The sequence below is a fragment of the Phenylobacterium sp. genome (genome assembly GCF_036963605.1).
GTDB lineage: Bacteria > Pseudomonadota > Alphaproteobacteria > Caulobacterales > Caulobacteraceae > Phenylobacterium.
In genome coordinates this window covers 1-19,010 of record NZ_JBALUY010000070.1, presented here as the reverse complement: position 1 = coordinate 19,010, position 19,010 = coordinate 1, and the positions used below count along the sequence as shown (strand labels likewise).

Below are 19,010 nucleotides of genomic sequence, written 5' to 3'. Positions count from 1 at the left end.
GGCCGGTCCCTGCGCCTGCTGGTCTTCGACCGGGTGCCGTGGCCGAGACCCGACATCCTGCACAAGGCCCGCCGGGTTCGCTTCGGCGGCAAGGGCTACGACGACTCCATCGCACGCGGCCGCATCGCCCAGGCCTTTGGCCGCCTGATCCGCCGCGCCGACGACAGGGGGGTCTTCGTCATGCTGGACGCCGCGGCGCCGACCCGCCTGTTCTCCAGCCTGCCCCCCGGCGTCGAGATCCAGCGGATGGGCCTGGTGGAGGCCATCGAGGCGACGGCGGCCTTCCTGAAAACCGACGCGCCTGGAAGCTCTGACGAGGCGTGAGGACGCGCGGGGAGACCTCGGGTGAACGAGACCGACGAGTTGATTGAACTCTGCGTGCGCGCGCTCTCCATGCAGATGTGCTCAGCGCCCGGCGCAGAACTCCACATGACCCGGCGCTGCATCCTGGCCCTGACCGATGAAATCTCTGCCGATCATAATCGCCTGATCCTGGGGGCCGACGCCGATGTCGCCGGCTTCCTCGTTCGGTCCGGAGCGCGGGCGAGGGAACGAGATCGGCCGCTCGTGGCGCTCATGACGCCCGCGGTCGCGGAGGCCCTGACGCCGCTCGCGACGCAGCTTGGCCTCTCCGGCGTCGGCGCGGCCCCACTCATGGTGCTTCGCCCTGACGTCGCGGTTCAACCGACCCGTACGATCAAGGTTGTTCGCGCGCTTGGCCCGGAGCTGGTCGGTGTCGCGGGCGACCTGATCGCCGCCGCCTTCGATGAGCCCCGCGACGTCATCGCCCGGTGTATCGAGGTCAGCATCACCCCGACCTCAGGCGTGGAGACCTATGTCGCCTGGGACGAAGACAGCCCGGTCTGCACCGTCTCGCTGACCCTGACGGGCGATACGGCCGGCGTCACGCTCATGGCCCCGCCGCCTGAGCGACAGGGCCAGGGCATGGGACGCGCCCTGCTCACTCACGTGATCGATGACTACCGGCGCCGCGGCGTGGCGCGCTTCCACCTGGGCGCCACCGAAGCCGGCCGGCCGCTCTATGCGAGCCTCGGCTTTGACCTGGTCGCCGGCCTGCCGGCGTGGGTGCTGGATCGGGCGGGTCCGGTGGTCGCCTCTGGGGCGCCAGATATGCGTTAGGAGCAATTCCGACGACTGCTCTGGCGCCGACGCGAGACGGAAGAGATTCAGGCGACCCAGCTCACACCCACAGCGCTTGTATTGTACGATCTTTGGTACATATTGGCTGGGAGGAGACCCTTAAGATGGATGTCATCAGCTATTCCGACACCCGCGCGAACCTGAAGAAGGTGATGGACAAGGTCGTGGATGATCGTGCGCCCATCGTGGTGACCCGCACGCGCGGCGAGGCGGTGGTGATGGTGTCGCTGGCCGACTGGAACGCCATGGAGGAGACACTGCATCTGGTCTCCCGGTCGGCCAATGCTCAGCGTCTCACCGAGGCGATCGCCCAGCTCGATGCAGGCGCCGGTTCAGAGCGGCAGCTCATCGAGCCGTGAGGCTGGTCTTCGCCGACCAGGCGTGGGACGACTATCTCCACTGGCAGAAGACCGACGCCAATGTTCTGGTGCGACTGAACGGCCTCACCAAAGAATGCATGCGAACGCCGTTCCAAGGCACGGGCAAGCCAGAACCCCTTCGCGGCGAACTCAAGGGATGGTGGTCCCGTCGGATCACTCTGGAAGATCGTCTCGTCTACAGGGTCAGCGGCGCAGGCGTCGCCCAGCAGCTCGAAATCGCGCAATGTCGTTATCATTACTGATGTCGAGGCTTGTCTGCGACTGATTTAACGCTCGGGCTCGCCTGTGGCCCTTGCTGCAGTTACGTGCTCGTAAACCCTTACGCTACAAGGCTTTGCGCTGGCGGCCCGGAAGGGACTCGAACCCCTGACCTTCGGTTTAGGAAACCGCTGCTCTGTCCTGCTGAGCTACCGGGCCGGCTTGGGCTGGAGCGATGCCATGGGGCGGGGGGCGGCGCCAAGCCCCCTTGAGGCCAACGAAAAACGCCCGGCGCTTAGGCCGGGCGTCTTGATCGTCTGGAGCGCGCAGGCTCAGGCGGCGGCCGAGGCCTTCACAAGCAGCGACTTGTTCAGCATGACGATGGCGGCGTCGCGGTCGATCTGCTCGATGGCGGCCACTTCCCGGGCCATGCGGTCGAGCGCCGATTCATAGAGCTGACGCTCGGAATAGGACTGTTCCGGCTGGTTCTCGGCGCGGTGCAGGTCGCGGACCACCTCGGCGATGGAGATCAGGTCGCCGGAATTGATCTTGGCTTCGTATTCCTGGGCGCGGCGGCTCCACATGGTGCGCTTGACGCGGGCGCGGCCCTTCAGGGTGTTCAGCGCCTGGCTGACCACGTCGCCTTCGGCCAGGGAGCGGAGGCCCGAGCTGCGCGCCTTGCCGGTGGGCACGCGCAGGGTCATCTTCTCGTGGTCGAAGGTGATCACATAGACTTCAAGCGAAAGACCGGCGACGTCCTGGGTCTCGATCGCCTGCACCTGGCCGACGCCGTGCGCCGGATAGACGACATGATCGCCAACCTGGAAGTCCAGACCGTTCTTGCTCATTGCGAGACCCTTCAAAATGCGCCGCGATGCCGATCCGGAGTCAGGAAAACGCCGCTCACAGGGACGAACCGATCCACAACGCGGCGGGTGCGCGAAGGACGGCGATCCTGGGAACGGAGTAGACCTCTTTAGACACCCTCGCCCTGGGCGGGCGTTATCGGCCGGCGACGGCTCTTCTGTTCATCGACGGGGCAAGCGACAGCCGCTTACCTCCACGTCGAGTATGACGATACCATAAAATCGAGCCGAAAGAAAGGCTTGGCGCCGAACCTGCAGGGTCAGGCGCCGCCTCGGGTCAGGAGCCGCGGCCAGGCTTCTCGCTGAAGTACTTCTCCAGTTTGCCGGTTTCGCGCTCGAAAGCTTCAGCGTCGGCGGGGGGGTCGCCCTTGACCGTGATGTTCGGCCAGACCCGCGAATATTCCGAATTCAGCTTCAGCCACTTGCCGTCCGGATCATCCTCGGTGTCAGGCTTGATGGCGTCCACCGGGCACTCCGGCTCACAGACCCCGCAGTCGATGCACTCGTCCGGATTGATGGCCAGGAAGTTCTCGCCTTCATAGAAGCAGTCCACCGGACACACCTCCACGCAGTCCATGAACTTACATTTGATGCAGGGATCCATGACGATATAGGTCATCGGGACAATAGCTCCGGTCGCGGCCAAAGGGGGACGCGGGGGTGTTAGAGGCGCGGGTTTTTCACGGCGCTGGGGCGCCTTGTCAACCTGAGGCCATAGCGCGTCTGCGCACGTGATGCTGCTCAGTATATCTGCAAGGGTGAATAGAGGGTGCGGGCCTCGGCCGGCGGGCCGCGCCGTTCGCCCATGGCCTCGACGGTCACCGCGGTGACCCGCCCGCCGATGGCGAAGACCAGCTGATCGCCAGGCCGAACATTGCGCGAGGGCTTGTCCAGGCGGCTCTCCTGGCCCGACCGCGTCAGGCGCACCCGCTTGCCCTCCACAAAGGCCGCCGCCAGGGTTCGGGTCTTGAAGAACCGCGCCCGCCAGAGCCAGACGTCGATGCGGCAGGTGTCAGGGGACTCGGGCGCTTCGGGCTTCACGCCGCGCCCCCGGCCTGAGACCTGCGGCGCCGCCTGCGGGGCTTGCGCCGCGTCGGCTCCGCACCTGGGGCCGGGGCTGCAGCCGCGGCGGGGCGCGCGCCCTTGAATCTCTGCGCCTTGGGCGCGGGCGCCGGTGGGGCGGTCTTCAAGGCCGCCAGGGCGGCGAACGGGGAATTGGACGGGATCGAAGGGGTCTTCTGGGGCTTGGCCTCCAGCTTGCGTCGCCGCCAGGGGCGGGCCTCGCCGGTCTTGGCCGGTCCGGCCGGCGCGTAGTCCAGGGCCCGCAGGATGGCCTCGCCGTCCGCAGCGCTCCAGCCCAGCGCCTCCCATAGGTCTTCAGGCAGGCGCACGCCGCCGCCCTCCCGCGGGGCGGCGCGCAGGCGCTCATCCAGATCCTCAAGCCCAGCCACGGGAACCGAGAACCCGGCCACGGCCCGATGACCGTGGGCGGCCAGGCGCCAGGGGGCCGGGATATCGGCGGGCAGCTCGGAGAGCCCCGCCATGGCCGGCCGCCAGCCGGCCTCGGCCGCAAACGCCTGGGCGAAGGCCAGGGCGTCGGGGCGCAGGAGGCCCGGCATGAACAGGCTGAAGGCGCCGATCCGCACGCCGAGCGTCTTCAAGGCTCGGCGTTCCACTTGGCTCAGGGCGGCGACCTCCTCGCGGACGTGGGCGCGGTCGAGCACGCCGCCCTGCTCCAGCAGGCGATAGGCGATGCCCCGCGGCAGGCCCTTGATGCGGCCCTCGGCCACCGCGGTGTCCAGCTTGCGCAGGGGCGCAAGCCGGCGGCCGGCCTCGGCGGCCAGGAAGGCCTCCAGCCGCCGCTGGGCCCGCTCCCGGGCCGCGGCCTCGCCCAGTTCGCCGAACAGCCGCACGCGGGGCGAAAAGGGCCGGCCGCCGGACAGCGCGCCCACCGCCTCGCCGCGCCACAGAACCACCCCGTCAGGATTGAGCGCAAAGGCCTCGTCGCCCTCGGCCGCCAGCTTGCCGAGCCGCCGCGCGATCTCCGGCCCCACCGCGGCGACGGCGGCGGCGCGCAGGGCCTTGGTCTCCAGGACCGAGGCACCCTGGTCGGCCTCGAAGCTGACGCCCTGCAGCCGGCCCACATACTGGCCCTCCACGGTCACGGCGCCGTCGCCGCCCACCCCGGCCAGCATTTCGTGACGGACCCTCAAGCCGCGCATGAGCGCGCTGGTGCGGCGGTCCACGAACCTCGCCATCAGCCGCTCGTGCAGGGTGTCCGACAGCCGGTCCTCCAGCTGGCGCAGCTTGCCCTGCCAGCCGGTGGGATCGACCAGCCAGTCGGGGCGATGGGCGACATAGGACAGCGTCCGCACCGACGACAGCCGCTGGGCCAGCGCATCGATCTCGCCCTCGGGCCGGTCCAGCTGCTTGTGCTGGCGGGCGATCCAGTCGTCGGGGATGCGTCGGCGTCCGGTGGTCAGGTTGTCGAACAGGTCGCGGATAAGGCGCACATGCTCCTCGGCCGAGACCTTGCGGAAGTCGGGCGTCTGGCAGACGTCCCACAACTTGAACAGCGCCGCTCGGTCGCGGACCCGGGCGACCACATCGGGATCGCCGGCCAGCTTGCGCAGGGTGATCTCGTCCAGCGCCTCCTGGGCCAGCCGCAGGCCCGAGCGGTCCGGGGTGCGGGCCAGCGAGCGCAGCAGGTCGGGCAGGGAGTCGAAGTCCAGGCGGGCGTTGCGCCATTCGGCCCCGGTGACGGCCTCGAACTGGTGATTCTCGACCGCCTCGACCAGGTCCTCGTCCATCTCCTCGCAATCGCCGGTGACGCCGAACGTCCCGTCGGTGCGAAAGCGGCCGGCGCGGCCGGCGATCTGGCCGATCTCCTGCGGGGTCAGCCAGCGGTTGCGTCGCCCGTCGAACTTGCGCAGGCCCGCAAAGGCCACATGGTCGACATCCATGTTCAGGCCCATGCCGATGGCGTCGGTGGCCACCAGGAAGTCCACCTCGCCCGACTGGTAAAGCGCCACCTGGGCGTTGCGGGTCCGGGGGCTGAGCGAGCCCATGACCACGGCCGCCCCGCCCCGCTGGCGACGGATCAGCTCGGCGATGGCGTAGACCTGGTCGGCGGAGAAGGCGACGATGGCGCTGCGCCGGGGCAGGCGGGTCAGCTTCTTGGAGCCGGCATAGGTCAGGTTGGAGAACCGCTCGCGGCTGACGATCTCGGCGTCGGGCAGCATGCGGCGGACCAGGGGGGCCATGGTCGAGGCGCCCAGCAGCATCGTCTCGTACTTGCCCCGGGCGTGCAGCAGCCTGTGGGTGAAGACGTGGCCGCGCTCGGGATCGGCGCAGAGCTGGATCTCGTCGACCGCCAGGAACTCCACCTCGCGGGACAGGGGCATGGCCTCGACGGTGCAGACGAAATAGACCGCGCGCGGCGGGACAATCTTTTCCTCGCCGGTGATCAGGGCGACGGAGCGCGCGCCGCGCAGCTTGACGATGCGGTCATAAATCTCCCGCGCCAGCAGCCGCAGCGGCAGGCCGATCATGCCCGACGCGTGGCCCAGCATGCGCTCGACGGCCAGGTGGGTCTTGCCGGTGTTGGTCGGCCCCAGCACCGCCACCAGGCGGGACGGCGCCGCGCCCGAGGGACGGTCACTCATGACTTGGAAGGTGGGGCTCGAATCGGTCCTCGGCAAGCGGCAGCGCGGGCCATTTGGCGCGGCCGAGTTCAGACGCCGAGGCCGCTCATCCAGGCGTTGAGGAACCACCTGTCGGAAGAAGTCGATTAACTTCCGTTTGTTAGGCTCAGCCTCATGTTGAGGGTCGAGCCGATCGCGGGATTTGCGCGCGCCAGGACGCCTGTGGCGGTTGGCCTGGGCGGTCTGCTGCGCGCCGCCCGCCTCCCCGCCGTGGCGGCCGGCTGCGCCCTTGGCGGGTGGCTTGTCGCACGGGGGTCCTTCGCCGGCGTCGCCATGATCACCGCGGCCCTGGCCCTGCTGGGCGTCCTCCTGGGCGAGCAGATCGCCCTGGCGCGACTGGCCGGGCGGGTGTTTGGCCAGCGGGCCGGAAGCCTGAGCGAGGTCATCGCCATCGCTGCGGCGCGGCTCGAGGCCCTGGACCACCGCACGACCTATGCTCACCCGGTCACCGGCCTGCCGACCCGCGAGCCGCTTTGCGAGACCATCGCCGCCGAGATCGCGGCCGGCGCCCCGCCCCGCCTGATGGGCGCCATCCGCTTCGTGGACTTCGACCGTCTGGCCGGCTTCGACCATGCCCTGGCCAATGGCGCGCTCGAGCAGTTCGCCCGCCGCCTGGTCTCAGTCACCCAGAACGGCCGCATGGTCGCCCAGGTGGATCGCGACTGTTTCGCCATCTGGTTCGGCGCCGCCGAGTTGGAGGCCGCCCGCGCGGAGTTTCAGGCCATCGCCTATGTGGCGGGGCACGAATTGGACATCGACGGGAGCCGGCTGACCCCGACCATCGAGATCAGCGCAGTCTCCTTCCCCGGGGAGGGGCAGGACGGTCTGGCGCTGCTGCTTCGCGCCACTGCGGCTCTGTCGCGCCCCGAAGGGGGCGAGGGCGGCGAGATCCGTCTGCTGGCCCCGCAGCCGGTGGAGACGGCCCGTGAGCAGTTCATGCTGGAGCAGGACCTCGCCCAGGCTATCGCCGAGGACCAGCTGACCATGGTCTTCCAGCCGGTGGTCGATCTGGCCGCCGGACGGATGATGGGCGCCGAAGCCCTGTTGCGGTGGGACCATCCGATCCTCGGTCCCGTGTCGCCGGCGCGGTTCATCCCCGTGGTGGAGGCCCTGGGACTGAGCGAACGCTATGGCCTGTGGGTCTTGAACACCGCCTGCCGTGAGGCGCGCCGCTGGGCCGACGAGGGCGCCTGTGGAATGCGGGTAGCGGTCAATCTCTCGGCCCGCCAGCTTCTCGATCCCGGCCTGAAGACCAAGATCGAGCGCACGCTGGCCCGCCACGGCCTGGGCGCCGAGGCCCTGGAGCTGGAGCTGACCGAGACGGCGACCATGGCCGATGCCGAACGCACCCACCGCCTGTTCGGCGAGTTGCGCGCCATGGGGATCAGTCTGGCGGTGGACGACTTTGGCAGCGGCTATTCCAGCCTGAGCTATCTGAAGAACCTGCCCTTCGACAAACTCAAGATCGACCGGGAGTTCGTCGCTCAGATCGACCAGCGCCGCGACAGCCGCGCCATCTGCCGCGCCCTGATCGAGCTGGGCCGTGGCCTCGACCTGCTGGTGCTGGCCGAGGGAGTCGAGACCGAGGCCGAGGTCGCCTGTCTGCGCGGACTGGGCTGCCATGTCTTCCAGGGCTACCACTTCTCAAAGCCCCTGAGCGGCGAGGACTTTCTCACCCTGGCGGCGGACCATGGCTGGCGAGACCGGCTGAATGTCGCCGCCCAGCGCCCGCCCAATCTTCACATCCAAAAACGTCCTGCCGAAGAGCTGACCCTATGACCGCGCTTCCCCTTCGTCGTCCTGGTCGGACCCTGGCGGTCGCCGCCATCCTGTCCGCGGCCCTGGCCGGCTGCGCCACCGCGCCCACCGAGCCTGCGACGAGCGCGCCTCAACCCGCGGGTCGCGCCTGGGGCGAGATGAAGCCGATCCCCAACCCGACCGGGGCGCAACCGGCGTCGCCGCCGGAAGCCGCCGCGCCGGCCCAGGCGCCCCGCCGCGCCGCGCCGACCCCCGCCGCGCCAGCTCCGGCGCCGGCGCCCGCCAAGCCCTCAGTGGATAAGGCGCGTGCCGGCCAGTTGCGCGCGCAAGGTCTGGTGGAGCTTAACCGTGGCGAAGTCCAGAAGGCTGTCAGTCTGCTTCGCCAGGCCCAGCAACTGGACCCGGACAACGCCCTGATCGCCCGAGATCTGCAGCGCGCGGTGCGGATTCAGAGCGCTGTAAGCAACCGACGGTGACTTAAGCTCCCCGCGCCCAACCTCATCTTAACCTGACGACGTTAGGTCTGATGCGAAGTTAAGCCGCCTCGGCGGCGAAGCAACGCCAGGATGGCGACGGGATGAGTGGGAATCGGGTGATGACTCTGGTCGGTCGTTATGAACTGGTGGAGCGGATCGGCGAGGGCGCCATGGCCGAGGTCTGGCGCGCCCACGATCCCGGTATCGACCGCGTCCTGGCCATCAAGATCCTGAAGCCGGAGTTTCGCCGCATCCCGGAATACGCCGCCCGCTTCCTGCGCGAGGCCAAGGCGGCAGGCGCCCTGGCCCATCCGTCCATCGTCACCATCTATGATGTGGGCGAGGTCGACGGCTATCCCTACATCGCCATGGAACTGCTGGACGGCGACCCTCTCGATGTCGTGCTCGCCCGCGAAGGGCCGCTGGACGACGAGCGGGTCCTGGCCATCGCCGGGCAACTGGCCGGCGCCCTGAGCTACGCTCACCTGTCGGGCGTGGTGCACCGGGACATCAAGCCCTCGAACATCATGCTGGCCGCCGACGGCCGCTCGATCAAGATTCTCGACTTCGGCATCGCCCGGGTGGCCGAGGCCAGTCGTGACGAGACCGACCGGGAGCACCTGAAGACCCAGATCGGTCAGGTGCTGGGCACGCCGCGCTATATGAGCCCCGAGCAGGCCCTGGGCCAGGTGGTCGACGGGCGTTCGGACCTCTTCTCCGTGGGCGTGGTGCTCTATGAACTGGTGACCGGCAAGGCGGCCTTCTCAGGCTCCAGCGCCGCCACCCTGGCCCTGCAGATCACCCAGCAGAATCCGCCCCTGATCACCGACCTGGCGCCGGGCTGCGCGGGGGGCCTGCGTTTCATCATCGAAAAGCTGCTGGCCAAGCGGCCGGAGCGCCGCTTCGTGGACGGCGCCGACCTCAAGCGCGCCGTCGAACGGGAGATCAAGGCCCATGAGGCGGTCAACGCCGACGATGCGGCTCGGGGCCGCTACCTGCCGCTGCAGGTTCGCCTGACCCTGGCCATGGTGGCGGTGACCGCCATCGCCCTGGTCTTCAGCATCAACGCCGTCCTCGACCGCCAGTATCGCGCCATGGAGCAGATCGCCCTGGCCTCGGGCTCGTCCATCGCGGCCTTCGTCGCCAGCAACGCCGCCCTGCCGGCGGTGGAGAATTCCGCCGCCCCGCCGGCCGAGCGCGACTGGACGCCGATCCAGGCCTTCATCGCTGCGGCGGCCAAGGACCAGTCGGTCCGCTGGATGACCATGGTGGACGCCGAGGGCTATATCCGCGGCGCCAGCGACCCGTCCCTGCTGGGGCGACGCTATGAGGCGCCGGTCGGCGAAAGCGTCGTCCATAAGGGCCGCGACGTAGTGGTCACGGACATCGAACTGGCCGCCGACCAGCCGGGCTTCCGCTTCGTCCATCCGATCCTCTATGCCGACCAGCCCTTCGGCCTGATCGAGGTCAGCATCAGCAAGGCCGAGCTCGAAGCGGCTGCGGCGACCTCGCGCAACCTGATGGTCGGTCTGGCCGCCGTCATCCTGGCGGTGGTGGCCGGGATCAGCTTCACCATGGCCCGCCTGATGACCCTGCCGCTCCGCCGACTCAAGCAGGGTCTCCGCGACGCGGCCATGGGCGACCTGGACTTCCGCATCTCCCACCGCCGCCGGGACGAGTTCGGCGAGCTGTTCGACGGCTTCAACCGCCTGGCGACGGCCCTGCAGGAACGGCTGCTGGCGGCCGAACGCCCGACGGGGCGCCCGCAGGCGGTGGACGCCACCCAGATCATGCCTGCGCCCGCGCCCGCGCGCGAGCCGGCGGTCCGCCCGGCCGCAGAGGCCCAGGACACGCCCTTCGATCCCAGCTGGCGGGCGAGCGGCTAAGCCATGTTCATCTGCCGCCTCTTTCACCACGACCGGCCGTTCGAGCAGATCGAGGCTCGTCTGATCGCCGAGGGCCAGACCACGATGGGGCGTGATCCCGCCGCGGATTGGCCGCTGACGGACCCGCAGGGCGTGCTGTCGCGCATCCACTGCACCCTTTCGGTCGAGGACGGCCGCCTGTTCCTTACAGACAGCAGCACCAACGGCACCTTCCTGGAGGGTGGAATCCGGGCGCCGGCCCGCGAGCCGGTCGAGCTTCGCCCTCGCCAGAGCATCCGGCTGGGGGATCTCAGCATCCTGGTCGACCAGCCGCAGGGGGGGTCCGGCGATGCGACCACTCTGCACGGCGGCCTCGATCTTGCGCCCACCCCTGTGCCCCGCGACTGGTCCGACGCCCAGCCCGCGCCCCGGCCGCACCGCGACGGCTCGTTGATCGAAGCCTTCTGCGAGGGCGCCGGCCTCGACGCCTCGGCGCTTTCGGGCCAGGAGCCGCACGAGCTGATGACCCGCATCGGGGCCATCTATCAGCAGACGGTGCTGGGGCTGGCCACCCTGATGGCCGACCGCGCCCGGGTGAAGAGCGAGGCGCAACTCGACCGCACGACCCTGGGCGCCCAGGCCAATAATCCGTTCAAATGGACGCCGACCCGCCGGCTTGCCCAGGATCTGCTGTGCGGGGCGCCCGCCGGCTTCCTGGCGGATTCGGAGGCGGTGCGCGCCTCGTTCGAGGACCTGGGCCGCCACATGGCCGCCATGGCCCAGGGCGCCAATGCGGCGGCAAATCTGGCGGTCCAGACCCTGTCGCCCGAGGGCATCGACGCCGAGGCCCGCCGCCAGGGGAGCCTGTTGAAGAGTCAGCAGGCCCTGCGTTGGGAGATCCACAATCAGCGACACGCCGCCCTGGCCGCGGCCGAGGACCCGACGGGCGGGCCCCTGCGCCACGCCTTTGTCGAGGCCTATCGTCAAGCCGCCGGCAAGACGGACGCCTGAGGCCATGAGCCCCGCTCGCGACCTCGGCCGGCTCCGATTTCGTTCGGCCGCACGGACCCATGCCGGCCTCCGGCGGGTGCTCAATGAGGATCGTCTGCTGGACCATCCTGGCGACGGCCTGTGGGCGGTGGCCGACGGGATGGGTGGGCATCGGTCGGGGGACGTGGCCGCCGCCCGAGTGGTCGAGGCGCTCAGCGCCCTGGACGCCTCGGAATCCGGCTTCGGCCGCCTGAACGACCTCGTACGGGCCGTGTCCGAGGTCAACGCCGAGCTGTTCGCTCAGTCGGCTGACGGCCCAGGGGCGTCGCCCAGCGGCGCCACCGTGGTGGCCCTGCTGGCCCATGAGCGCCACTTCGCCTGCGTCTGGGCTGGGGACAGTCGCGCCTATCTGCTGAGGGATGGCGCGGTCGCCCCGATCACCCGCGACCACAGTCTGGTCCAGAGCCTCATCGACGATGGCCGGATCTCCGCAGCCGAGCGCCGCCGCCATCCCGAGGCCCACATCATCACCCGGGCCGTGGGCGCCGCCGCCGAGATCGACCTGGAACGCCGGTTCGCCCCGATCCGGCCTGGCGATGTCTTCCTGCTCTGCTCCGACGGCCTGACCGCCTGTGTCGAAGATGAGGAACTGGCGGGGTTCATGGGTCGCGCCGACCTCGACGCCGCCGCCGAGACCCTTCTGGCCGCGGCGCTTGAGCGGGGCGCGCCGGACAATGTCAGCTTTGTGCTGGTCGCCGCCGAGGCGGCCGACAAGGTGGCCTTGGCGCAGGACTGACCGGACGCCGGTCTTGCGGGGCGGTCCGCAGCGATGGCGCGGCGGTTCGATGGGAGGGGCCTTCCGCCATGCTTCAGCGCTCGGCTGGGAAGCCCTAACTAATCCAGGGTCCGGCGATAGCGGACCATGGCGAGGGCGGTGACCCCCAGGACGAAGGCGGCCAGGGGGACAAGCGCAGACCACATGTCTTGCAGGCCCTGGCCCTTGAGCAGGGCGCCGCGGACAATGCGGAGGAAGTGGGTGACCGGGATGACCTGCCCGATCGCCTGCGCCCAGGCCGGCATGCCCGCAAAGGGGAACATGAAGCCTGACAGCAGGATGGAGGGGAGGATGTAGAACATGCTCATCTGCATGGCCTGGAGCTGTGACCGCGCGACGGTGGAGATCAGGAAGCCCAGCGCCAGGGAGCCGATGATGAACAGAGCGACCCCCAGGGCCAGGCCCATCCAGCCGCCGGCCATGGGCACCTGGAAAAGGGTCGCCGCCAGGACCAGGATCAGCAGGGTCTGGATGACGCCCACCAGCACATAGGGCGCAAGCTTGCCCACCATCACCTCCAGGGGCTGCACGGGCGTGGCCAGCAGGCTTTCCATCGTGCCGCGCTCGATCTCCCGGGTGACGCTGAGCGAGGTCATCATGACCAGCGTCATGGAGAGGATGACCCCCAGCAGGCCAGGCACGATATTGTAGGCGGTGATCGACTCCGGATTGTAGCGTCGGTGAATGACGACCTCGAAGTCGCCGGAGCCCCCCGAACCCCGATTGGGCCCATCCCTGAGGTCATGGGACAGGGCCTCTCGGGGGAGGACGGCCAGGGCCGCCAGCGCTGCCCCACTGGCGGTGGGGTCGGTGGCGTCGACCTCCACCAGGATCTGAGCCGTGTCCCCTCGGATCACCCGGCGGGTGAAGTCGCCCGGAATGGTGATGGCGAACATCACCTCACCCCGGCGGATCAAGCCGTCCAGTTCGTCGGGCGTCCGGGCCTGGGCGACGAGGTCGAAATAGTCGCTGTTGCCGAGGCTCGCCAGGATGGACCGGGCGAAGACGGAGTCTTCCTGAGCCAGCACGGCCGTGGGCAGATGGCGGGGCTCGCTGTTGATGGCGTAGCCGAACAGCAGCAATTGCATGACCGGCATCGCCAGCATCATGGCGTAGGTCAGCCGATCGCGGGTGAGCTGCTTGAACTCCTTGGCCAGGACAGCCAGGACCCGCGTGGCCGACAGGGTCAATGGAAGTTGTCCTGCGAGGTCTTCATCAGCTTGATGAAGACGTCCTCCAGGGTGGGATCCATCTCCGTCCAGCGGAAAGGCGCCCGCTTCCAGGGCTCCAGGGCCGCATTCAGCGCCGTGCGGTCGACGCCGCTGACGTGCAGGGCGGCGCCAAAGGGGGCGACGCTGTCGACGCCGGGCCGGCCGTCGATCTCCGCGCCCAGCCGATCGACGCCTGGACCCTCTCCCCGCAGGGTGACGATCTGGGCCCTGGCCACCACCTCGGCAGCCGTGCCGCGGGCGATCAGCCGACCGTAGCTGATATAGGCGATCTCATGGCAGCGCTCGGCTTCGTCCATGTAGTGGGTCGAGACCAGCACGGTGAGGCCGCGGGCCGACAGGGCATGGATCTCATCCCAGAAACTGCGCCTCGCCTGGGGATCCACGCCGGCTGTGGGTTCGTCGAGAAGCAGAAGCTCAGGCTCGTGGAGGGTGGCTGAGGCCAAGGCCAGGCGCTGCTTCCAGCCGCCTGACAGGGCGCTGGCCAACTGCCCGCGACGCTCGGCCAGTCCCAGGCGGTGCAAGGCGTCTTCTACGCGGGCGCGCCGCCGATCGAGGCCATGGACACGGGCGGTGAACTGCAGATTCTCGGCGATGGTCAGGTCCTCATAGAGCGAGAACTTCTGGGTCATGTAGCCGGTGCGGGCCTTGATCTCGGCGGCCTTGGCCAGAATGTCGAAGCCCAGGCATTCGCCACGGCCGGAATCGGGGGTGAGCAGGCCGCACAGCATCCGCAGAGTGGTCGTCTTGCCCGAGCCGTTCGGACCCAGGAAGCCGCAGATGCGGCCGCGCTCCACCTGGATCGAGAAGTCCTGCACCACATGCTTGTCGCCGAAGCTCTTGTTCAGCCCAAAGACGTCGATGGCCAGGGTCACGGCCGGGCTCCCGCTACAGGGGCCAGGGGGGTCACATCTACGGGCTGACCTGGGTTGAGCTGGACCGAGGGGCGGGCTTCCACCATGAACACCAGACGGTCGCGGGCGTCGCGACTGTAGATCACCGGCGGGGTGAATTCCGGCCGGGGACTCACATAGGTGATCGTTGCGCTAAGGCCCGGCGGACAGCCGTCGCAGGCGAAGGCCACGCTGCGGCCGGGCCGGTAGGCGGCGACCTCGGCCTGCGGCACAAAGAACCTGAGGTTCACCCGATGGTCGGGCAGCAGGGCCAGGACCGGCTGGTTGGCCGGCACCCATTCGCCGGGCTGATAGAACACCTCCTCGACCCGGGCTGCGGCGGGCGTCCGTGGGGCCAGATCACCCAGCCGGGCGGCGGCCGCGGTTACCTGAGCCTGGGCCTCGCTGACGCGGAATCCGGCCGCCCGCACCTGGTCCTGGCGGCCCCCCATGGCGGCGGCTTCCCGCTGCCGGCGGGCCGCGGCCGCCTGCGCCTCGGCGGCCTCGGCCGTCGCGCGGGCGTCGTCGAGCCGGGCCGGCGCATAGACGCCCTGCTCGGCCAGGGCGGCGATGCGGCGCAGACTGGCCTGGGCCTCCTGGGCCCGGGTCTCGGCGGCGGCGACATGGGCGTCCAGAACCGCCAGCTCCGCCGGCCGCTGGCCCTTCTGGGCGTCGGAGAGCTGCGCGGCGGCGGCGGCGGCGGACGCCGACGCCTGGGCCAGCTCCGCCGCCGGCTGGGCGGGGTCCAGGGCGAAGAGGGCGGCCCCGGCCTCGACGCGGTCGCCCCGACGTACCGAGAGCGCGCCGAGAGTCCCTGAGACCGGGGCGGCCATATAGAGCGCCTCGCCCTCCACATAGCCGGACAGGACCCGGGGACGCCCAAGGTCAGGCGTCAGCCAGACGGCCAGCGCGATAGCGGCAAGCCCGAGGGCGCCCAGGACTATCAGGCGTTGACGGGTCATCCCGGCGCCGGCTCAAGCATGCCCCGCATCGCGGTCGCAAAGTGCTGCCGCGCCAGGGCGTCCAGGTCGAAGGGCTCCGCCCCCACCGGGGTGAAGGTCTCGCGCCACAGGACGCTCACCAGCAGCGGCGCGACAAGCCCGAGGGCGTAGAGCCTGGCATCTCCAGGCCGGACCTCGCCCCGGGCCTGGGCGGCTTCGACGGCGGTGGTGAGGCCGCTGAGGGCCGGATCGACCACCTGGTCATGCCAGACCCTGGCCAATTCCGGAAAATTGCGCGCCTCGCCGATGATCATCTTGATCACGCCGCCCATCTCGGGACGGGCCGCCAACTGAGGCGCGAGGGCGGAAAAACGCCGGACCAGATCGTCGAAGGGGCCGGGATGGCTGGCCAGCAGGGTGCGCAGCATGCCGACATTGGGCAGCACAGCCTGCTCGACCACGGCGCGGAAGATGTCTTCCTTGGTGGCGAAGTAAAGATAGATGGCCCCCTTCGACACCTGCGCGCGGGCGGCGATGTCGTCCAGGCGGGCTGCCGCGAACCCCTTCTCCGCAAAAATCTCCAGCGCTGCAGCGACGATCTCGTCGGGGCGTTCGGCCTTGCGGCGTCGGAACTTCGGCGATCCAGGAGGCAAGGCTATTCCCAATAAGTAACTGACTGGTCAGTTACTTATACGCCCATGAGCGATAGGGTCAATCTTCACAACAGCCCAGGAAGGGAGAGGCGGGTTTCCGCGGCGGCTCTGGAACGCGGCCAAAACAAAGCGGGACCGAATCGGCGACGGGGCCGGATTCAGCCTTTGTTCCCTACTAAATATTGTAGTTCCCAGGCGCTGCGCCCACAACTGCGGAGCCTGTGATCCGTTGGGACGGCGCAGGTGGCGGTGGGATCGGGCGAGTTGCGCAGACAACCACCGCTTCGCCTTGACGGGGCGGTCGGCTTTCGCCTATATCGCCCGCTCTCTTGTGCGGACCCGTTCCGCGCACATTTTGGTTTCCACGCGAAGGTTGAACACCATGTCGCGCCGCTGCGAACTCACTGGCGTTGGTCCGATGGTCGGGCACAATGTCAGTCACTCGAATATCAAGACCAAGCGTCGGTTCCTGCCGGCCTTGTCTCCGGCCACCCTGCAGTCCGACGCGCTGGGCCAGTCCTTCCGACTGCGCATCAGCAATGCGGCCCTGCGGACCCTCGATTTCCGGGGCGGTCTGGACACCTTCCTGGTCAAGGCCCGCGACGAGCAACTCTCGCCGCGCGCGCTGAAGATCAAGCGTCAGCTGAAGGCCAAGCTCGCCGAAGCCAAGGCCGCCGCCTAAACAGCGGTCGCTCTGACGACGACAATGAAAAGGCCGGTCCCTCGGGGCCGGCTTTTTTCGTGCCCGCGCCTCAGTCGGCGGGGCGCCAGTCGAAGGCCAGCAGCAGGGTCCGCTGGCTGGCGCTGAAATTGTCGTCCGACAGGATGTAGACCCGGTAGGCCCCGCCCGGCCGAGGGACGAAGTCGACGCCCTCGAAATTGTCCACGGTCAGCGGCTTAGACATCTCCATGCGCGCGACCTCCCCGGCCGGCCCGGCGATGGTCAGCACGATGCGGCTGCCCCGCAGCGGATCCCAGGCGCGCAGCAGATAGGCGCTCTGGTCGCCGGGCAGCCGCCGCATGGCCACCAGGCCGAACTCCGCGCCCTTGGCCACGGTCGGACCCTGGACGCAGGCCGCCGTGAGGCGACAGGTCCAGGTCTCGCCCGACTCCTCGCCGCCGACCACATAGGCGTCCGCGCCGCGCTCGGGATCGGGCGCCAGGGCTTCCAGGCCGCCATTGAGGGGGAAGTCCGCCTCGGGCGCGGGTGCAGGCCTCGGCGGGCCGCCGGTGGCAGGATAGAGCCAGACTCGCGCCTGCCGCTCAAAGCTCACCAGCCTGTCGCCATTGGCCAGCATCGCCAGCCCCTCGGCGTCGGACATCTCCTTGTTGGGCAGGGGCTGGCCGTCCAGGCCGCTCAAGGGGCGCAGGGTGACGTCCGAAAGGCCCGTCAGGCGATCACCTTCAAAGACCAGCCGGCCTTCGATCAGATCGCCCTCGTCACTGATGGCGGTCAGGCGCCCATCGGCGTCCACGGCCAGATCCGACAGGCCATGGAATCGAGAGGTCTCGGTCGAGGAGAGCTGGAGCCCGCCAGCATAGGCGAAGTCGCCGATAGCGATCTGGTCCGCCGCCTCGGCGTTCAGCGGGACGGGAACGGTCTGGACCGCGATCGACGATCCCGCGGCCACGGGGGCGGCGGGCAGGGCGGTCGGGGCCTGGGCGCAGGCGGCGAGCCCCGCCAGGGCGATCAGGGCGCCAAGACGGGGCAGACGGCTCATGCCAGGGCTCTCCGGACTTCCTTGAAGGTTGACCCCCGGCCGGGACCTGAGGGTCCCTGCGTGCTGGGCGGAGGCTGCAGCAGATTGGCGGTGGCCCGCGTGGACTTGCGAATCTCTTCGTCGAACAGCTCGGCCAGCTGATCGACGATCACGCCGGCCAGCTGCTCCACATCGACGATGGTCACCGCCCGGCGGTAGTAGCGGGTGACGTCGTGGCCGATGCCGATGGCGATCAGCTGCACCGGGCTCTTGGTCTCGATCTCCTCGATCACCTCGCGCAGGTGGCGTTCGAGATAGTGGCCGGAATTCACCGACAGGGTGGAATCGTCCACCGGCGCGCCGTCGGAGATCACCATCAGGATCCGGCGCTGCTCGGGCCGGCCCATCAGGCGCTGGTGGGCCCACATCAGGGCCTCGCCGTCGATGTTTTCCTTCAGCAGCCCCTCGCGCATCATCAGGCCGAGATTGCGCCGGGCGCGGCGCCAGGGGGCGTCGGCGGCCTTGTAGATGATGTGGCGCAGGTCGTTCAACCGGCCAGGCTGGGGTGGCTTGCCGGCCTTCAGCCAGTCCTCGCGGCTCGTCCCGCCCTTCCAGGCCCGGGTGGTGAAGCCCAGAATCTCGGTCTTGACCCCGCAGCGTTCGAGCGTGCGGGCCAGGATGTCGGCGCAGACGGCGGCGACCATGATCGGACGGCCGCGCATGGAGCCGGAATTGTCGATCAGGATGGTGACGACCGTGTCGCGAAACTCGGTGTCCTTCTCCTCCTTGAAGGAGAGGGGGGCGGTGGGATCGACGATCACCCGGGTCAGGCGGGCGACGTCGAGCATCCCCTCCTCCAGGTCGAAGGTCCAGGAACGGTTCTGCTGGGCCATCAGCTTGCGCTGCAGCTTGTTGGCCAGGCGCGACACCACGCTCGACAGGCTGGCCAGCTGCTGGTCCAGATAGGCCCGCAGACGGCCGAGCTCTTCGGGATCGCACAGCTCTTCCGCCGCCACGATCTCGTCGTGGGCGCTGGAAAAGACCTTGTAGGTCGGCGTCTTGGCTTCGCCTCGCGGGTCGGGGCGCGAGGGCTGTTCGCCCTCGCCCATGTCGGGCTGTTCGTCGGTGTCCTCGGCGTCGGGGTCGTCCTCGGCCGACATCATCTGGCTGTCGGTCTCCTCGCTTTCGCGATGGGTGGACTCGCTGTCGTCCATGGCGGTCTGCTGCGGGGACTGCTCCTCGCCCTCGCCGCCTTCCTGGTCTTCCTTGGACTCCGAATCGGCCTCCTCGCCGCCCTCCTCGTCCTCGTCAGGCTGTTCGGGGGCGTCCGACAGGTCATCACCCATGGACAGGTCGCGCAG

At 69.2% G+C, this 19,010-nt stretch carries 20 protein-coding genes and 1 tRNA gene; 10 read left to right on the top strand and 11 right to left on the bottom strand.

The window, feature by feature from the left end; genetic code table 11:
• The 4 genes from V7702_RS13180 to V7702_RS13165 form a co-directional block, all read left to right on the top strand.
• A partial coding sequence (locus V7702_RS13180) for a helicase C-terminal domain-containing protein (RefSeq protein WP_335650564.1) occupies nucleotides 1-324 on the top strand: 324 nt, incomplete at its 5' end.
• A gap of 21 nt (nucleotides 325-345) precedes the next feature.
• Nucleotides 346-1,140 carry a GNAT family N-acetyltransferase gene (locus V7702_RS13175; protein ID WP_335650563.1) on the top strand — a complete coding sequence of 265 codons (795 nt, stop codon included), beginning with the start codon at nucleotides 346-348 and terminating at the stop codon, nucleotides 1,138-1,140.
• A 125-nt stretch (nucleotides 1,141-1,265) separates the two neighbouring features.
• Entirely contained in the window at nucleotides 1,266-1,520 is a 255-nt protein-coding gene (locus V7702_RS13170; protein WP_335650562.1) for a type II toxin-antitoxin system Phd/YefM family antitoxin, read from the top strand.
• Nucleotides 1,517-1,783: a Txe/YoeB family addiction module toxin gene (locus tag V7702_RS13165; RefSeq protein WP_335650560.1), complete on the top strand. Its 267-nt coding sequence runs from the start codon at nucleotides 1,517-1,519 to the stop codon at nucleotides 1,781-1,783. Before V7702_RS13170 ends, V7702_RS13165 begins: the two co-directional genes overlap by 4 nt.
• Before the next feature lie 98 nt (nucleotides 1,784-1,881).
• Here the strand turns inward: V7702_RS13165 and V7702_RS13160 are convergent.
• From V7702_RS13160 to V7702_RS13140, 5 genes are all read right to left on the bottom strand, one after another.
• Nucleotides 1,882-1,958, bottom strand: a tRNA-Arg gene (locus V7702_RS13160).
• Between the two features lie 113 nt (nucleotides 1,959-2,071).
• Complete coding sequence (locus tag V7702_RS13155) at nucleotides 2,072-2,587, bottom strand: CarD family transcriptional regulator (protein ID WP_300577693.1); 516 nt, start codon at nucleotides 2,585-2,587, stop codon at nucleotides 2,072-2,074.
• A 295-nt stretch (nucleotides 2,588-2,882) separates the two neighbouring features.
• Nucleotides 2,883-3,224, bottom strand: coding sequence for a ferredoxin FdxA (gene fdxA / locus V7702_RS13150; protein WP_335650559.1), 342 nt, complete (start codon nucleotides 3,222-3,224; stop codon nucleotides 2,883-2,885).
• A gap of 122 nt (nucleotides 3,225-3,346) precedes the next feature.
• Nucleotides 3,347-3,646 (bottom strand): RNA-binding S4 domain-containing protein, encoded by a 300-nt coding sequence (locus tag V7702_RS13145; protein ID WP_335650558.1) that lies wholly within the window; start codon nucleotides 3,644-3,646, stop codon nucleotides 3,347-3,349.
• A complete protein-coding gene (locus V7702_RS13140) occupies nucleotides 3,643-6,270 on the bottom strand; it encodes a helicase-related protein (protein WP_335650557.1) in 2,628 nt (875 codons plus the stop codon). Before V7702_RS13140 ends, V7702_RS13145 begins: the two co-directional genes overlap by 4 nt.
• A 153-nt stretch (nucleotides 6,271-6,423) precedes the next feature.
• Here V7702_RS13140 and V7702_RS13135 point away from each other — a divergent pair, with 153 nt between their 5' ends.
• From V7702_RS13135 to V7702_RS13115, 5 genes are all read left to right on the top strand, one after another.
• Complete coding sequence (locus tag V7702_RS13135) at nucleotides 6,424-8,088, top strand: putative bifunctional diguanylate cyclase/phosphodiesterase (RefSeq protein ID WP_335650556.1); 1,665 nt, start codon at nucleotides 6,424-6,426, stop codon at nucleotides 8,086-8,088.
• The gene (locus tag V7702_RS13130; protein WP_335650555.1) at nucleotides 8,085-8,543 is read left to right on the top strand and encodes a hypothetical protein; all 459 of its coding nucleotides are present in this window, start codon (nucleotides 8,085-8,087) and stop codon (nucleotides 8,541-8,543) included. Before V7702_RS13135 ends, V7702_RS13130 begins: the two co-directional genes overlap by 4 nt.
• Nucleotides 8,544-8,662: 119 nt before the next feature.
• On the top strand, nucleotides 8,663-10,429 hold the full coding sequence (locus V7702_RS13125; protein ID WP_335650554.1) for a protein kinase domain-containing protein: 1,767 nt from the start codon (nucleotides 8,663-8,665) through the stop codon (nucleotides 10,427-10,429).
• A 3-nt stretch (nucleotides 10,430-10,432) separates the two neighbouring features.
• The gene (locus V7702_RS13120) at nucleotides 10,433-11,419 is read left to right on the top strand and encodes a type VI secretion system-associated FHA domain protein (protein ID WP_335650553.1); all 987 of its coding nucleotides are present in this window, start codon (nucleotides 10,433-10,435) and stop codon (nucleotides 11,417-11,419) included.
• Nucleotides 11,420-11,423: 4 nt separating this feature from the next.
• The gene (locus tag V7702_RS13115) at nucleotides 11,424-12,194 is read left to right on the top strand and encodes a PP2C family protein-serine/threonine phosphatase (RefSeq protein ID WP_335650552.1); all 771 of its coding nucleotides are present in this window, start codon (nucleotides 11,424-11,426) and stop codon (nucleotides 12,192-12,194) included.
• Nucleotides 12,195-12,292: 98 nt separating this feature from the next.
• On the opposite strand, the gene V7702_RS13110 is transcribed toward V7702_RS13115, so the two are convergent.
• From V7702_RS13110 to V7702_RS13095, 4 genes are read right to left on the bottom strand one after another with little or no spacing between them, the layout of a single operon-like run.
• Nucleotides 12,293-13,423, bottom strand: a complete 1,131-nt coding sequence (locus V7702_RS13110; RefSeq protein WP_335650551.1) for an ABC transporter permease — start codon at nucleotides 13,421-13,423, stop codon at nucleotides 12,293-12,295.
• The gene (locus V7702_RS13105; protein WP_335650550.1) at nucleotides 13,420-14,337 is read right to left on the bottom strand and encodes an ABC transporter ATP-binding protein; all 918 of its coding nucleotides are present in this window, start codon (nucleotides 14,335-14,337) and stop codon (nucleotides 13,420-13,422) included. The genes V7702_RS13110 and V7702_RS13105 overlap by 4 nt, the downstream gene beginning before the upstream one ends.
• Nucleotides 14,334-15,317 carry an HlyD family secretion protein gene (locus V7702_RS13100; RefSeq protein WP_335650549.1) on the bottom strand — a complete coding sequence of 328 codons (984 nt, stop codon included), beginning with the start codon at nucleotides 15,315-15,317 and terminating at the stop codon, nucleotides 14,334-14,336. Before V7702_RS13100 ends, V7702_RS13105 begins: the two co-directional genes overlap by 4 nt.
• The gene (locus V7702_RS13095; protein WP_335650548.1) at nucleotides 15,314-15,949 is read right to left on the bottom strand and encodes a TetR/AcrR family transcriptional regulator; all 636 of its coding nucleotides are present in this window, start codon (nucleotides 15,947-15,949) and stop codon (nucleotides 15,314-15,316) included. Before V7702_RS13095 ends, V7702_RS13100 begins: the two co-directional genes overlap by 4 nt.
• A gap of 382 nt (nucleotides 15,950-16,331) precedes the next feature.
• Between V7702_RS13095 and rpmB the strand changes: the two genes are divergently transcribed.
• The gene (gene rpmB / locus V7702_RS13090; RefSeq protein WP_300577723.1) at nucleotides 16,332-16,631 is read left to right on the top strand and encodes a 50S ribosomal protein L28; all 300 of its coding nucleotides are present in this window, start codon (nucleotides 16,332-16,334) and stop codon (nucleotides 16,629-16,631) included.
• A 70-nt stretch (nucleotides 16,632-16,701) separates the two neighbouring features.
• Here rpmB and V7702_RS13085 read toward each other — a convergent pair whose 3' ends face one another.
• Nucleotides 16,702-17,670 carry an esterase-like activity of phytase family protein gene (locus tag V7702_RS13085; protein WP_335650547.1) on the bottom strand — a complete coding sequence of 323 codons (969 nt, stop codon included), beginning with the start codon at nucleotides 17,668-17,670 and terminating at the stop codon, nucleotides 16,702-16,704.
• Nucleotides 17,667-19,010 (bottom strand): cobaltochelatase CobT-related protein (locus V7702_RS13080; RefSeq protein WP_335650546.1); only part of this gene is annotated, 1,344 nt, incomplete at its 5' end. The genes V7702_RS13080 and V7702_RS13085, both read right to left, overlap by 4 nt.